The 14,760-nt window shown below is 72.0% G+C and carries 11 protein-coding genes; 5 read left to right on the top strand and 6 right to left on the bottom strand.

Annotation, left to right across the window (positions count from 1 at the left end):
* Positions 1–100: 100 nt before the first annotated feature.
* Entirely contained in the window at positions 101–1,168 is a 1,068-nt protein-coding gene (locus tag IE264_RS04100) for a LacI family DNA-binding transcriptional regulator (RefSeq protein ID WP_015608135.1), read from the top strand.
* A 76-nt stretch (positions 1,169–1,244) separates the two neighbouring features.
* Positions 1,245–2,144: a phosphatase PAP2 family protein gene (locus IE264_RS04095; protein WP_099127865.1), complete on the top strand. Its 900-nt coding sequence runs from the start codon at positions 1,245–1,247 to the stop codon at positions 2,142–2,144.
* A gap of 54 nt (positions 2,145–2,198) precedes the next feature.
* On the opposite strand, the gene IE264_RS04090 is transcribed toward IE264_RS04095, so the two are convergent.
* On the bottom strand, positions 2,199–3,800 hold the full coding sequence (locus tag IE264_RS04090; protein WP_032752960.1) for an amidohydrolase: 1,602 nt from the start codon (positions 3,798–3,800) through the stop codon (positions 2,199–2,201).
* Positions 3,801–3,823: 23 nt separating this feature from the next.
* On the bottom strand, positions 3,824–5,293 hold the full coding sequence (locus tag IE264_RS04085) for an APC family permease (protein WP_190167573.1): 1,470 nt from the start codon (positions 5,291–5,293) through the stop codon (positions 3,824–3,826).
* A 158-nt stretch (positions 5,294–5,451) separates the two neighbouring features.
* On the opposite strand from IE264_RS04085, the gene IE264_RS04080 reads away from it, so the two are divergent.
* On the top strand, positions 5,452–6,129 hold the full coding sequence (locus tag IE264_RS04080) for a TetR/AcrR family transcriptional regulator (RefSeq protein ID WP_032752964.1): 678 nt from the start codon (positions 5,452–5,454) through the stop codon (positions 6,127–6,129).
* A 106-nt stretch (positions 6,130–6,235) separates the two neighbouring features.
* On the opposite strand, the gene IE264_RS04075 is transcribed toward IE264_RS04080, so the two are convergent.
* Positions 6,236–9,232, bottom strand: coding sequence for a bifunctional [glutamine synthetase] adenylyltransferase/[glutamine synthetase]-adenylyl-L-tyrosine phosphorylase (locus tag IE264_RS04075; RefSeq protein WP_032752966.1), 2,997 nt, complete (start codon positions 9,230–9,232; stop codon positions 6,236–6,238).
* 168 nt (positions 9,233–9,400) lie between these two features.
* On the opposite strand from IE264_RS04075, the gene IE264_RS04070 reads away from it, so the two are divergent.
* On the top strand, positions 9,401–9,937 hold the full coding sequence (locus IE264_RS04070) for a pyridoxamine 5'-phosphate oxidase family protein (RefSeq protein ID WP_032752968.1): 537 nt from the start codon (positions 9,401–9,403) through the stop codon (positions 9,935–9,937).
* Between the two features lie 64 nt (positions 9,938–10,001).
* On the opposite strand, the gene IE264_RS04065 is transcribed toward IE264_RS04070, so the two are convergent.
* A complete protein-coding gene (locus IE264_RS04065) occupies positions 10,002–10,793 on the bottom strand; it encodes a putative protein N(5)-glutamine methyltransferase (RefSeq protein ID WP_032752970.1) in 792 nt (263 codons plus the stop codon).
* A 227-nt stretch (positions 10,794–11,020) separates the two neighbouring features.
* Positions 11,021–12,520 (bottom strand): MFS transporter, encoded by a 1,500-nt coding sequence (locus IE264_RS04060; protein WP_043974289.1) that lies wholly within the window; start codon positions 12,518–12,520, stop codon positions 11,021–11,023.
* 163 nt (positions 12,521–12,683) lie between these two features.
* Here IE264_RS04060 and IE264_RS04055 point away from each other — a divergent pair, with 163 nt between their 5' ends.
* Positions 12,684–13,283, top strand: coding sequence for an acyl-CoA-like ligand-binding transcription factor (locus IE264_RS04055; protein WP_032752972.1), 600 nt, complete (start codon positions 12,684–12,686; stop codon positions 13,281–13,283).
* 32 nt (positions 13,284–13,315) lie between these two features.
* Here the strand turns inward: IE264_RS04055 and IE264_RS04050 are convergent, their stop codons facing one another.
* On the bottom strand, positions 13,316–14,593 hold the full coding sequence (locus IE264_RS04050) for an NsdA family TPR-like regulatory protein (protein WP_229887376.1): 1,278 nt from the start codon (positions 14,591–14,593) through the stop codon (positions 13,316–13,318).
* Positions 14,594–14,760: the final 167 nt, after the last annotated feature.

Below are 14,760 nucleotides of genomic sequence, written 5' to 3'. Positions count from 1 at the left end.
TTGCCGGGGCGCGGGGCTCAACCCCTGCCGGTACGGGGGCACGGGCGCCCGGGCGCCGCACAGTGGGCAATCCGACACCGGCCCGGTACAGTCCACTGACATGACCGCACGGCTTGCCGATATCGCAACTCAGGCGGGGGTCAGCGAAGCGACGGTCAGCCGAGTTCTGAACGGCAAGCCCGGGGTCGCGGCGACCACCCGCGAGTCCGTCCTCGCGGCGCTCGACGTCCTGGGCTACGAACGCCCCGTACGGCTGCGCCGGCGCAGCGCGGGCCTGGTCGGACTGATCACCCCCGAGCTGGAGAACCCGATCTTCCCGGCACTGGCCCAGGTCATCGGCCAGGCGCTGACCCGGCAGGGGTACACCCCGGTCCTGGCCACCCAGACCCCCGGCGGCTCCACCGAGGACGAACTCACCGAGATGCTGGTGGACCGGGGCGTCTCGGGCATCATCTTCGTCTCCGGGCTGCACGCCGACACCTCGGCCGACATGCAGCGCTACGAGCAACTGCGCGGCCAGGGCGTCCCCTTCGTCCTGGTGAACGGCTTCTCCGCCAAGGTGCAGGCCCCCTTCATCTCCCCCGACGACCGGGCGGCGATGCGGCTGGCGGTGACGCATCTGGTGGCGCTCGGCCACACCCGTATCGGCCTGGCGGTCGGCCCCAAGCGCTTCGTGCCGGTGCTCCGCAAGATCGAGGGCTTCCACGCCACGATGCAGGAGCAGCTGGGCCTGGGCCCGGACGAGGTCGAGGAGTTGATCCAGCACTCCCTGTACACGCTGGAGGGCGGCCAGGCCGCCGCCTCCGCCCTGATGGAGCGCGGCTGCACGGCGGTCGTGTGCGCGAGCGACATGATGGCGCTCGGGGCGATCCGGGCGGCCCGCAGGCTCTCCAGGGAGGTCCCCCGGGACCTCTCCGTGGTCGGCTACGACGACTCGCCCCTCATAGCGTTCACCGATCCCCCGCTGACCACCATCCGGCAGCCGGTGACGGCGATGGGCCAGGCCGCGGTGCGCACGCTGCTGGAGGAGATCGGCGGAACCCCGGCTCCGCACAGCGAGTTCGTCTTCATGCCTGAGCTGGTGGTTCGCGGGACGACGGCCTCCGGCCCCGGAACGGGATCCGGGGCGGGACCCGTAGGCGGATCAGGGTCCCACCCTCGTCCTTGAGGTGCAGGATGTGCGACCGGAACCCGACCGGAGGATGATCGGGGGCAGGGGAATCTCTATGGAAGACTCTCTGCCTATGGGTGAAACGGATGTGACAGCGCAGGAAGACGGGAAGACCCGCTGGTCTGACCGCTTCCGTTCCTTGCGATCGCCCGGTCGCCCCCGGCTCTGGTTCGAGATCCTGCTCATCGGGGTCAGTTACTGGCTGTACTCGCTCGTGCGCAACGCCGTACCGGAGCAGAAGGCCCAGGCCCTGAGCAACGCGGACTGGATCTGGTCGGCGGAGAAATCCCTCGGCCTCGCCTTCGAGGAAACGGTCAATCACGCGGTCAATTCCGTGACATGGCTGGTCGTGTCGATGAACTACTACTACGCGACGCTGCATTTCGTCGTGACCATCGGCGTCCTCGTCTGGCTCTTCCGCCGCCACCCCGGCCGCTACGCGGCGACCCGGCTCGTCCTCTTCGCGACGACGGCCGTGGCGCTGCTCGGCTACTACCTCTATCCGCTGGCGCCACCCCGTCTGATGAACGGCGCGAACTTCATCGACACCGTGCTCGTGCACGAGACCTGGGGCTCGATGGCCTCGGGCAACTTCAAGAACATGTCGAACCAGTACGCGGCGATGCCGTCGATGCACATCGGCTGGTCGCTGTGGTGCGGTCTGACGATCTTCGCCCTGGCCTCGGCGCCCTGGGCCCGGATCCTGGGCCTGCTCTACCCGACGCTCACCCTGGTCGTCATCGTGGCCACCGCCAACCACTTCTGGCTGGACGCGGTGGGCGGCATGGCCTGCCTCGCGTTCGGCTACGCGGTCTCCCGCGTCTGGTACGGCTCGCTGCCGCACCACCTGCCGAAGTGGGTCCCCTCGAAACGGGGCGGCCGGCTGAAGGGTGTGCGGGCGGCGGCACGGTTGCCACGGCCGGCTGCGGAGCCCGCTGCGGAGCCGGAGGCGGCCGGCGCACGCAGGTCATAGGTCACAGGTCGTGGGGAAGCGGGCGGACGCGATGTCCGCCCGCTTCCGCGTCTCTCAGCCGCGGTGCACGACCCGTCCCCCGGTGACCGTGAGGCGGACCGGCGCCTCCCCCAGTTCGTCCGCCGGGGCCTGAACCGGGTCCACCCCGAAGGCGGTCAGATCGGCCCGGAAACCCGGCGCGATCCGCCCCGCCACTCCCTGCTCCCCCGCCGCGACGGCCGCGTGCGAGGTGCAGCCCTCCAGGGCCATCAGCCCGGTCAGCGCCTGTTCCGGGGCGACGGGCTCGGTGTCGTACGCCCCGGGCAGCCGCCGCAGCCGTGCGGTGGCCAGCACCTGGCGTACGTCGTAGTGGGCGATCGGCCAGTCCGAGCCGAGCGCCAGGTAGGCCCCCGCGTCGCGCAGGTCGCGGCAGCGCCAGGCGCGGGCCGCGCGCTCGTCGCCGAGCCGCCGGGACCAGGCGTCGGTGTGGTCGGCGCGGGTGTACGCGGTGTGGGTGGGCTGCATGGAGGCGATCACCCCGAGCCGGACGAACCGCTCGGCCACCTCGTGCGGGACCGACTCGATGTGCTCGACGCGGTGGCGGAGCCGGCCGCTCCCGCCGAGCCCCTCCACGGTGTCCAGGACGTGCCGCACGGCCGCGTCCCCGATGGCGTGGGTGGCGGTGCGGACGCCGGCGCGGTGCAGGTGGGTGACGGCTTCGGTGTACGCGGCCGGGTCCGGCCAGAACGCCTCGGTGCCCTGGCCGTGGCAGTCGGCCTCCTCCAGCCAGGCGGTGCCGCCCTCGACGGTCCCGTCCATGAAGAACTTGACCCCGCCGACCCGCCAGAGCCGCCCGGCCTCGCTCTGGAGCCGTACCAGCTCCTCCAGCGCCTCCTTGTCCGCGCCCGGCATGCACCAGGGTGCGAGCCGGAGCCGTACGGGAAGGTCGGTGTCCTCCTCCACGGCGGCGAGGAACCCGGGTACGGAACCGTCCCCCAGGTCCATCACATGCGCCCCGGTCAGCCCGGTGGCCGCCATCGCGGAGAGCAGCTCCACCAGCCCGGCCCGCCGCTCGGCGAGCGAGGGCCGGGGCAGCAGCGGAGTGAGGAGGTCCATCGCGGCATGCTCGACCAGGTGCCCGGTGGGCCGCCCGTCCCGGTCGCAGACGACTTCGGACCGCTGGGCGAAGGTGCGGGGCCCGGTGATCCCGGCCCGCTCCAGGGCGGTGGCCGAGGCGAGGGCGGAGTGCCCGTCGTAGAGCCGGAGGAAGGCGGGCGCCCCGCCGAGGGCCTCCTCGATGTGCGTGTGGCTGACGGGCAGGTCCCCGAAGGCGTTGTGGTCCAGTCCCCACCCGATCACCCACCCCTCGGCGCGGGACGCGGCGGCGAGGGCGGCGCGGAGCTGTTCGAGGTCGCGGACGGCGGTGAGGTCGGTGCCGGTGGCCATCTCCAGCCCCCAGACGGGGTGGCTGTGGGCGTCGGTCAGGCCGGGGGTGAGGGTGGCGGACCCGCCGAGGTCGAGCTGCTCGGTCCCGGGTCCGCGCAGCTCACGCAGGTCGTCGGCGTCCCCGACACCGATGATCGTCCCGCCTCCGACGGCGACGGCGGTGGCTTCGGGCCGGTCCGGATCGAGGGTACGGACACGGGCTCCGGTGATCAGGAGGTCGGCTGCGGGCACGGTGGTGGCTCCTTGGGTGGTCGTCAGAGGGTTACGGAGGTGGAGACGGGTTTCGAGGACGGACCCGGGGAGTCCTCCGGCGGCTCGGCGGCGAAGTCGGCGTACACCTCGGGCCGGTGGCGCCGGAGGCGGCGGGCGAGGAGGAGCCCGAGCAGGAAGACGCCGGGCACGAGCGAGACGAGGAGGACGTTCACGCCGGTCGAGGCGCCGGTGAACAGGTCCACGTTGTACGAGACGAGCCCGATGGCCCCGGTCAGCAGCACGGCCGCGACCAGCGGGGCGACGACGGTCCGCAGGGCGCCCTCCTGGTGCGGGACGCGCCGGAAGAAGAGGAACACGGCCAGTGCGGCGAGCAGCTGGAGGACCATGAGCCCGATCATGCCCGGGGTGTTGACCCAGAGCAGGAGCTGCGCGTAGGGGTCGGCCCCGGCGGCGGCGAACCCGATGACGACGACCGCCCCGAGCACGGTCTGCGCGGCCCCGGCGACGTACGGGGAGCGGTGGCGCGGGTGGACGCGGCCGAGGACCGGGGGCAGGACGCCCTCCTCGGCGAGGGCGAGGCCGTACCGGTTGATGGCGTTGTGGAAGGCGAGCAGCGAGGCGAGCACGCTCGTGACGATGAGGATGTGCATCAGGTCGGCGGCCCAGGGCCCGACGTAGGTGGTGATGGCGGAGAAGAAGAGCCCGCCGGGATCGTCGGCGGCGGCCTGAACGACCTTGTCGTCTCCGAACGCCTGGATGACGGACCAGACGACGAAGGCGTAGAAGAGGCCGAGGAAGGCGACGGCGATGTAGGTGGCGCGGGGGACGGTCCGCTCCGGGTTCCGGGCCTCGCGCCGGTAGATCACGGTGGACTCGAACCCGGTGAAGGCGGCGAAGGCGCAGGCGAGGACGGCGGCCATCCCCGGGACGAAGACGTTGCCGGGCGAGAAGGAGGCGAACGAGATCCCGCCGTCCCCGCCCCCGTCCAGCAGCACACCGCCCGCGAGGAGCACCAGGATCCCCGTCTCGGCGAGGAGCAGGACGCCCAGGAGCTTGGCGCCGAAGTCGATGGAGCGGAATCCGCCGTACCAGATGAGCAGCAGCCCGAGAAGCGAGACGGGCAGCCAGGGCACGTCGACGCCCCACAGGGCGTGGGCGGTGTCGGCGGTCGCGGAGCCGAGGAGCCCGTAGACGCCGATCTCCATGCCGTTGTAGCCGAGCATGGCGATGAGCGCGGCGGCGATGCCGACGGGCTTGCCGAGCCCGCGCGTGATGTACGCGTAGAAGGCCCCGGCGCTGCGGACGTGGCGGCTCATCGTGGTGAACCCGACGGCGAAGATCGCGAGCGTGATCCCGGCGACCAGGTACCCGACCGGGGCGCCGATGCCGCCGAGCAGGAGGGCGATGGGGGCGACGCCTGCCATGACGGTCAGCGGGGCGGCGGCGGAGATGACGAAGAAGGCGATGTCGGCGGTGCCGAGTGTGCCTTTCCTGAGGGTGGGCGCAGACATGTCGAGGAGGAGCCCTTCTGCGGCAGGCGGGCGGGCGGCGGAGCCGGGGCGACCCGGACGGCACCGCTAAACCTAAAGGCTTTCGGTTTCGGGGAATGTAGCCTCACCACAGGTCATCGGGGAAGACCTTTCGCCGACGCAGATCAGGAGACGCACACATGGGACGGCCGCGCACGCCGCTGCTCGACCGGGAGCGCATCGGCGCCACGGCGCTCGAACTCATCGACGAGCAGGGCGAGTTCAGCGTCCCGCAGGTGGCCCGCAGGCTGGGGGTGCAGACGGGTTCGGTGTACCACCATGTGGACGGCCGGGCGGGGGTCGTGGAGCTGGTACGCGAACGTGTCAGCGCTTCGATCGACACGGACACACTGGGCCTGCGCCCCTGGGACACGGCCCTGACCGCATGGGCCCGCTCCTACCGCGCCGCCTTCGCCGCCCACCCGCACGCGATCCCGCTGCTCATGACGTCACCGGTACGGGCTCCGAAGGTGCTGCGGCAGTACGAGCAGGCGGTGCGCCTGCTCCTGGACACCGGCTTCCCGATGGCGGAGGTGATGACGGTGATCACGGCGCTGGAGAACCTGGTGCTGGGCTCGGCACTGGACCTGGCGGCCCCGGAGACGATGTGGGAGCTCCCACCGGACTCCCCGGGGACGGAGAAACTGGCCCAGGCGCTGGCGGCGACCGGCACGGGGAGGGCGGACGCGGCGTTCGAACTGGCACTGACCGCGTTCGTGAACCACTGCCGCGTCCGCTTGGGCCCGCCCGCACCACACTCCGGCCCGCCCGCACCACCGTCCAGGCCGTCCGCCAGATCCAGCCCGTCCGGCGATTGAGGACATCTTTCGCCCGCGCACCTGGCACGGGCATCGGCGGAGGCCCACACCCAGCCCCTCCGGCGCTTGAGGAGCGGGGCCCGGGGCGGAGCCCCGTGAGACGCGCCTAGGTCGCCGCCCCGTAGAACCGCTCCTCCACCACCGCCCGAGCCCTCCGAGTGATCCGCCGGTAGTCGTCCAACATGTCCCCGACATGCCCCGGCCCGTACCCCAGGTACCGCCCCACCGCGGTCATCTCCCGGGGGTCCGACGGGAACGTGTCCCCCGGCCGCCCCCGCACCAGCATCACCGCGTTCCGCACCCGCGTGGCCAGCACCCACGCCTCGTCCAGCATCTCCGCGTCCTCACCCGGAATCAGCCCCGCCGCACACGCCGCCGCCAGCGCCTCACGCGTACGCGTCGTCCGCAGCCCCGGCTCCGTCCTCCCGTGCTGCATCTGCATCAGCTGCACGGTCCACTCGACGTCGCTCAGCCCGCCCCGCCCCAGCTTCGCGTGGAGCGTGGGGTCCGCGCCGCGCGGCATCCGCTCGGACTCCATCCGTGCCTTGAGCCGGCGGATCTCGCGTACGGCGTCCTCACCGAGCCCTTCCGCCGGATACCGCAACGGGTCCACCAGCTCGATGAAGTCCCGCCCCAACTCCTCGTCGCCCGCCATGTGTTCGGCCCGGAGCAGCGCCTGGCTCTCCCAGACCAGCGACCAGCGCCGGTAGTACGCCTCGTACGACCTCAGCGTCCGCACCATCGGCCCGGTCTTGCCCTCGGGCCGCAGATCGGCATCGATCAGCAACGGCGGGTCGGCGGTGGGCAGTTGCAGAAGCCTCCGCATCTCCCCCACGACCGCGTTCGCCGCCCGGGCCGCCTCCTCGTCGCTCACGCCCTCGCGCGGCCGGTGCACGAAGAGGACGTCGGCGTCGGAGCCGTAACTCAGCTCGTGCCCGCCGAATCGGCCCATGCCGATGACGGCGAACCGGGTCGGCAGGGTGTCGCCCCACTGCTCGCGTACGGCGGCCCGCAGCGCGCCCGCGATGGTGGCGGCGTTGAGGTCGGTGACGGCGGAGCCGACCCGGTCGACGAGGGCCCCGTGGTCCTGCTCGGCCGGGCTGTCCTCGGTGCCGTACGAGCCGATGATGTCGGCGGCCGTCGTACGGAACAGCTCCCGCCGCCGCACCCCGCGCACCACCGCGACCGCCGGCTCCGCACCCGCCGCCCGCCCCACCGCGGCCAGCACCTCCTGCTCCAGGTGGGCCCGGGTGCGCGGCGTGAGCCCCTCCGGGTCGCCGAGGATCGCCACCGCCTCCGGGGCCCGCATGAGCAGGTCCGGGGCGAGGCGGCCCGCGGAGAGGACCCGGGCGAGGTTCTCCGCCGCCGCCCCCTCGTCGCGCAGGAGCCGCAGGTACCACGGGGTCTTGCCGAGCGCGTCGGACACCTTGCGGAAGCCGAGGAGCCCCGCGTCCGGGTCGGCGGAGTCCGCGAACCAGCCGAGCAGCACCGGCAGCAGCGTGCGCTGGATCGCCGCCTTGCGGGAGACCCCGGAGGAGAGGGCCTCCAGGTGGCGCAGGGCCGCGCCGGGATCGGCGTACCCGAGGGCCTCCAGCCGGATCGCGGCGGCCTTCGCGCTGAGCCGGGACTCGGCGGGGGCCAGCTGGGCGACGGCGTCCAGCAGCGGCCGGTAGAAGATCTTCTCGTGCAGCCGCCGTACGACGGAGGCGTGCCGCCGCCACGCCTTGTTGAGCTCGGCGACCGGGTCGGTCCGCATCCCGAGCGACCGCCCGAGCCGCCGCAGGTCCGCCTCGTCCTCGGGGACCAGGTGGGTGCGGCGCAGCCGGTAGAGCTGGATGCGGTGCTCCATGGAGCGCAGAAAGCGGTACGCCTCGTCCAGCTGGGCGGCGTCGGCGCGCCCCACGTACCCGCCCTCGGCGAGCGCCCGCAGGGCCTCCAGCGTGGTTCCGCTGTGGAGCGAGGCATCGCTGCGCCCGTGCACCAACTGCAGGAGCTGGACGGCGAACTCGACGTCCCGCAGCCCGCCGGGACCGAGCTTCAGCTCGCGCTCGATCCGGTCGGCGGGGATGTTGTCGACGACACGGCGGCGCATCTTCTGCACGTCGGGGACGAAGTTCTCCCGGTCGGCGGCCTGCCAGACGAGCGGCGAGACGGCGTCGACGTACTCCTGGCCGAGCTCCGGGTCGCCCGCGACCGCGCGCGCCTTCAGCAGCGCCTGGAACTCCCAGGTCTTCGCCCACCGCTGGTAGTAGGCGAGGTGCGAGGTGAGGGTGCGCACCAGGGGCCCGTTGCGGCCCTCGGGGCGGAGGTTGGCGTCGACCTCCCAGATGGTGCCCTCGGCGGTGTTCTCGGAGCAGATCCGCATCATGTGGGCGGCGAGCCGGGTGGCGGCCTGCATGGCCTTGTTCTCGTCGACCCCGTCCCGCGCCTCCCCCACGAAGATCACGTCGACGTCGGAGACGTAGTTCAGCTCGTGCCCGCCGCACTTGCCCATCGCGACGACGGCGAGCCGGCACTGCGCCGCGTCCTCGGGCGCCGCCGTACGGGCGATGGCGAGGGCGGCGCGCAGGGTGGCGGTGGCGAGGTCGGCCAGTTCGGCGGCGGCCTGCGCGAGGTCGGTGGTCCCGCAGACGTCCCGGGCGGCCAGGGTGAGCAGGCAGCGGCGGTAGGCGACGCGGAGCGAGTCCGGGTCGACGGCCTCGGCGAGCCCGCGCTCGAACTCGGCGACCCCCGGGTGCAGATCGGCCGCCTCGTACGTGACGAGCGCCTGCCAGTCCCGCGGGTGCCGGGCCAGGTGGTCCCCGAGCGCCTCGGACGCCCCGAGGACCCCGAGGAGCCGGTCGCGCAGGGGCTTGGCGGTGACGAGGGTGTCGAGCAGCACCTGCCTCTCGCCCACCGCCTCGGCCTCCACGAGCCGGACGAGGCCGCGCAGCGCCAGATCGGGGTCGGCGGTGGCGCCGAGCGCCTCCAGGAGGACGGGATCGGACCGTACGGAGGCGAGGTCGTCCAGGTCCAGGAGCCGTTCGGCGGCGGACGGGTCGGTGAATCCGTGCCGCAGCAGCCTGGTGAACGTACTGCTCCTGCGTCCCGGCACCGTCGTCATTGCACGCTCTCCTGCCGCCCGACCCGATCTGCGTCACCGCCGGCGCGCTGCCCCTTCGCCGCGCCCAGCCCTTCGAGCCTAGTCCTGTGCCGATGAATTCGGTGCGGGGGCGGAGTCCACCCACGGGGAAAGAAGCTGCCACACCCCTGACGCGACCTCGGAGGAACCATGTCCACGACCGACCGATCCGGACCGGGCCGCACCCCGGTGACCGAGCTGGACGCCCGCTACAGCAGTGAGGGCGCGACGGCCCGCCCGTGGCCGGAGACGGCCGCCCTGCTGGGCGCGGCCCCGCTGTACTGGCTCTCCACGGTCCGCCCCGACGGCCGACCCCATGTCACGCCGCTCATCGGCGTCTGGTCGGAGGGCGCCCTCCACTTCTGTACGGGCCCGGCGGAGCGCAAGGCCCGCAATCTGGCGGCCAACCCCGAGGTGGTCCTGACGACGGGGACCAACGACCTCGATTCCGGCGTCGACGTGGTGGTCGAGGGCCGGGCGGACCGCGTGACGGACCACGACAGGCTGACCGCGCTGGCCCGGGAGTGGGAGGCGAAGTACGGCAGCGACTGGCACTTCGACGTCGAGGACGGCAGCTTCACCCACGGGGAGGCGGCGCAGGCCCACGTGTTCGCGGTCCACCCCCGTACGGTGTTCGGCTTCGGCAAGGGCGACCCGTTCAGCCAGACGTGCTACCGCTTCGCGTGACCTGCTCGGCGGTCCCGGCGACGAAGCTTGACGTGTCCAGCCCGACCGCCCCGACGACAAGGCTTCACACGACCCGCCCGGCGGTCCCGATCACGACGGTGGCGTACAGCTCCTCGCAGACCACCACGCGCGGGGTCAGCCCGGCGCGGCCGAGGACCTCCACCGCCGCGTCCCGCTGCCGCTCGCTCGCCTCGACCAGCAGGCTGCCGCCGGGGGCCAGCCAGCCGGGGGCCTCGGCGGCGACCCGGCGCATGACGTCGAGGCCGTCGCCGCCCCCGTCGAGGGCGACGCGCGGTTCGTGGACGCGGGCCTCGGCGGGGAGCAGCTCGACATCGGCGGTCGGGACGTACGGAACGTTGGCCAGGAGCACGTCGACGCAGCCGCGCAGGGCGGCGGGGAGGGGGTCGAAGAGGTCGCCCTCGTAGACCTGCCCGAGGTCGCCGACGTTGCGCCGGGCGCAGCGTACGGCGGCGGGTTCGACGTCACAGGCGTGCAGTTCGACCCGGTCCAGGGCGGTGGCGAGGGCGACACCGAGCGCGCCCGAACCGCAGCAGAGGTCGACGACGACGGCCCGGCGGGGTGCGAGGGCGGCGGCCTGCGCCACGAGGAACTCCGTACGGCGGCGGGGGACGAAGACCCCGCTGTCCACGGTGAGGCGGCGGCCGCAGAACTCGGCCCAGCCCAGGACGTGTTCGAGCGGCAGCCCGGCGACGCGGTGCTCGACGAGGAGGGACAGCTCGTCCGGGGACGCGGCGGCCTCATGGAGGAGGGACGCCTCGTCCTCGGCGAAGACGCACCCGGCGCGGCGCAGGGTGGCGACGGTGGCGGAAAAAGAACTCACGGGGTGAACCGGCATGCGGGCGAAGCCTTTCGGGAAATCCGATGGGCGCTCCGCGATCGCCGGCCGCTGCTGTTCGTACCAGCCGCTATGAGAGTCGTGCGACGCGATCGTGCGAGGTGAGCACCCAGCCTGATCCAGCGGTAATGGGTCTCACCTCCTCGGTCCGTCCCCGTGCCGGTGCACAGGGGGTGGTAACACTACAACAGCCCGCGCCGCACGGGCGCGGGCTGTTGACCGGCCGTCTACAGATCCACGCTGTCCCGCAGCTTCGTCGGGGTCAGGAACAGCGAGGCGATGACACCGACCACCGCGATGCAGGCCGAGATGAGGAAGATGTGCCCGGTGGCGTCCCCGTAGGCGGCCCGGACGACTTCCTGGACCTGCGGCGGCATGGCGGCGACGTTCAGGGTGGACCCGCCGGAACCGGAGGCGGCCGGGTCGATGCCCAGCTCCGCCAGCCCGTGGGCGATCTTGTTCGCGACCTGGTGGGCGAGGACGGCGCCGAGGACGGAGACGCCCATGGTGCCGCCGAGGGAGCGGAAGAAGGTGATGGCCCCGCTGGCCGCGCCGATCTCGCTGAGGGGCACGGTGTTCTGGAGGACGAGCACCAGGTTCTGCATCGACATGCCGACCCCCACGCCGACTCCCAGCATCCCCAACGACACGGCGACGAGCGGCGTTTCGTGATCGATGAAGGAGAGCCCGAGGAAGCCGAGGGCGAGGACGACGACACCGGTGACGATGTACGGCTTGACCTTGCCGGTCTTGGAGACGAGGCGTCCGGCGACGGTGGAGGAGACGAGCACGCCCGCCATGAGCGGGATGGTGAGGAGCCCGGCCTCGGTCGGTGAGTAGCCGCGGCCGATCTGGAAGTACTGGCCGAGGAAGACCGCGCCGCCGAACATGGCCATGCCGACCGCGAGGCTGGCGACGATGGCGAGGGCGGGGTCCCGGCGCCGCACGACGTGGAGGGGAACGACGGGCTCCTTGACCCGGGCCTCGACAAGAACGGCCGCACCGAGAATCAGCACACTCCCGCCGACCATGACAGCGCTCTGCCAGGAGACCCAGTCGAAGTCGTCGCCGACGAAGGTGACCCAGAGGAGCAGGAGGCTGACCCCGGCGGCGATGAGCGAGGCGCCGAGGTAGTCGACCTTGGTGTCGGGGCGGCGGACCTCGGCGAGGTGCAGGGTGCGGGAGAGCATCACGGAGGCGAGCAGCGTGAAGGGCACGGCGATGAAGAAGCACCAGCGCCAGCCGAGCCAGGAGGCGTCGGTGATGAACCCGCCGAGCAGCGGCCCGCCGACGGTGGCGACGGCCATGACACCGCCGAGGTAACCGTTGTACCGGCCGCGCTCCTTGGGGCTGATCATCGCGGCGATGATCACCTGGACGAGGACCTGGAGCGCCCCCATGCCGAGTCCTTGGACGGCGCGGAAGGCGATGAGCTGCTCGGTGGACTGAGCAAACCCGCAGGCGATCGACGAAACGACGAAAAGCCCGATGGCTATCTGGAGCAGCAGCTTCTTGCTGAAGAGGTCGGCGAGCTTGCCCCAGATGGGAGTGGAGGCGGTGGAGGCCAGCAGGGTGGCGGTGACGACCCAGGTGTACTGCGACTGCGTGCCGTCGAGGGACCCGATGATCTGCGGGAGCGCGACCGAGACCACGGTGGTGCTGATCATGGCGACGAAGAGCACGATGAGCAGCCCGCTGAGGGCCCGCAGGACGTGCCGGTGGTCCATCGGTGCGGGAGCGGGGGCCCCGGCCGGGGCGGCGGTGGTGTGTGCTGCGCTCACGCGCAACCTCCGGGAGGTTCGTACGAGGGGGAGAAGGCTTCACCATACATGCACACTGAGCAATTTTGCCCACTGAGCAACAATTCCGCGCCCGGGGGATAATGCCCCCATGGACAGCAGCACCGCGGGACCAGGACTCCGGGAACGCAAAAAGGAAGCCACCCGGCAGGCCGTGCACGAGGCGACCCTGCGCCTGACCGTGGAGCACGGCTTCGACCACGTGACGGTCGAGGCGGTGGCGGACGCGGCCGGGATCTCCCGCCGGACGTTCTCGAACTACTTCACCAACAAGGAGGACGCCCTCCTCTACGGCGAGGAGCAGCAGATCAGGGCCCTGGTCCGCACGGTCCAGGGCCGCCCCGCCGACGAACCGGCCTGGCCCGCGCTGAGGGCGGCGGTGGCCCAGTTCGCGGAACGGGTCGCACCCCCGGAGCGCGACTGGGCGGTACGCACCCGCCTGGCGATGCGTCACCCCTCGCTCCTGGCCCGCCAGTTGGCCAACCACGCGGCCCTGGAACGCGACCTGGCCGAAGCGGTGGCCACCCGCCCTGGCCCGACCTCCGCCCCGGTACGCCCGATCGTGCTGGCGGCGGGGTTCCTCTCCTCGCTCCGGATCGCGATGCGGATGTGGATCGAGGAGGACCTGGCCCGGGAGCCGGCGGCGGTGATCGATGAGATTCTGGACGAGATGGGGCGGGGGTTCGGGTGAGGGGGAGGCCTTGAGCTCTTGAGGCTATGGCCTCAGCGGCTCGTCAAGGCATCGCGCAAGGTGCTCCCCGGACGCCCGGGAAGGGACCGGCACAACGACTCGACCCGTGAGCGGACCAGGCCATCGCGGTACGCGGCAGGGAGCTGGAGCCAGGCGCTGACGGCGAGGTCGGCAGCCGTGGCCGGGTCGCCGTCCGCCCGGACACAGACCGCACGGTCGACGGCGATCAACGCCCTGGTCATGACGGACGGAGACTTGGTCAGCGCGAGAGCGGACTCCTGCTCGACGTACGCCTCGCGGGTCCGCCCCATGAGGGTGAACGCTTGCGAGAGGTGAACGTGGTGCTTCTGCGGCGCATACCCGAACCAGGTATCGGCCCCTTGTACGGAGTCGAGGCGCGCAGCAGCAGCACGGGCATCGGCCACCGCGCGCAGCGCCCCTTCCCTGTCTCCGACGGAGGCGAGCGACCGCGCGGTGACGGCTGCGGCCAAGGCACCGGCCGCGCTCGGGGACCGGCCGGCTTCGGCCCGCGCGCGGACGGCCATCGCTGCGGCGGCGTGCGGAGCACCGTAGTTGAGCGGCACCATCGCATGTCGGCTCAGCACCCAGGCGAGCATGTGCCGGTCACCGGATTCGCGCGCCGCCTGCTCGGCCGTGGCGAACCAGCCGACCGCGTCCCGTTGGTCGCCTCGATCATGCTGAATGATGGCCACCAACCCGGTGATGCCTGCGGCCGTACGCGCCAAGTCCTTTCGCACAGCGGCAGGATGAGGCCGACCGAGCAGCTCCCGGAGCAGGTCGAGATCAGCCTTCATCTGCCCCAGCGCCTCGCTCGGCGGACGCCCTCGATATCCGCCGCGATGACGTTCGAACGCCCCGTCCAGGTACGCGAGATCACCGCCGTCCGATGTGGACAGGCCGGCATTGATACCGTGCCGCGCCTCCGCAATGTCGGGCAGCCCAGCCATTCCGGTGGCCGCCGCTGCCACACCGAGGAACTTACGTCGGTCCACTGCCGAGCCCTCCTCCCGCGCTTCCTCACCGATCAGCCGGTGAAGCCTTCGCCGGCGTCTGCTGACCACAATCGCGCGGACGATCTCCTCCGCCGGCCTTCCGTAGCACTCAGCAAGAAGCGCGTGCCACATCGGCGTGGGCAGGCGCTTCTCGGTCTCCCACCGCTTCAGGTTCTCCGGGTCGAACCACTTGCCGCCCTGAGCGGCCTGTAAGAGCGCAGCCTGCTCTTCGCGCGTCAGTCCAGCGGCTTCCCGGATTCCCCTGAGCAGCGCGCCGATGCCTTCCGATGCCATCATGCCCGTCCCCCAGACTTCTGAAAGTTCCCTGCCGGATTCTGGCCCCCCAAAGCGGCCCCTGCGGAAATGTGCACCACTGGATGGCCCAGGACCTCTTGTTGGTAACGGAGTTGACTAAAGCCAGCAGACGGGACGGCAGCGTGAAAGAAACCTTTCCCGTTGGCAAG

Origin of the sequence: Streptomyces microflavus (genome assembly GCF_014650075.1) — a bacterium.
In the GTDB taxonomy this organism is placed as follows: domain Bacteria; phylum Actinomycetota; class Actinomycetes; order Streptomycetales; family Streptomycetaceae; genus Streptomyces; species Streptomyces microflavus.
Note: the sequence above shows the minus strand (reverse complement) of the source record. Positions and strands in the feature narration are given on the sequence as shown.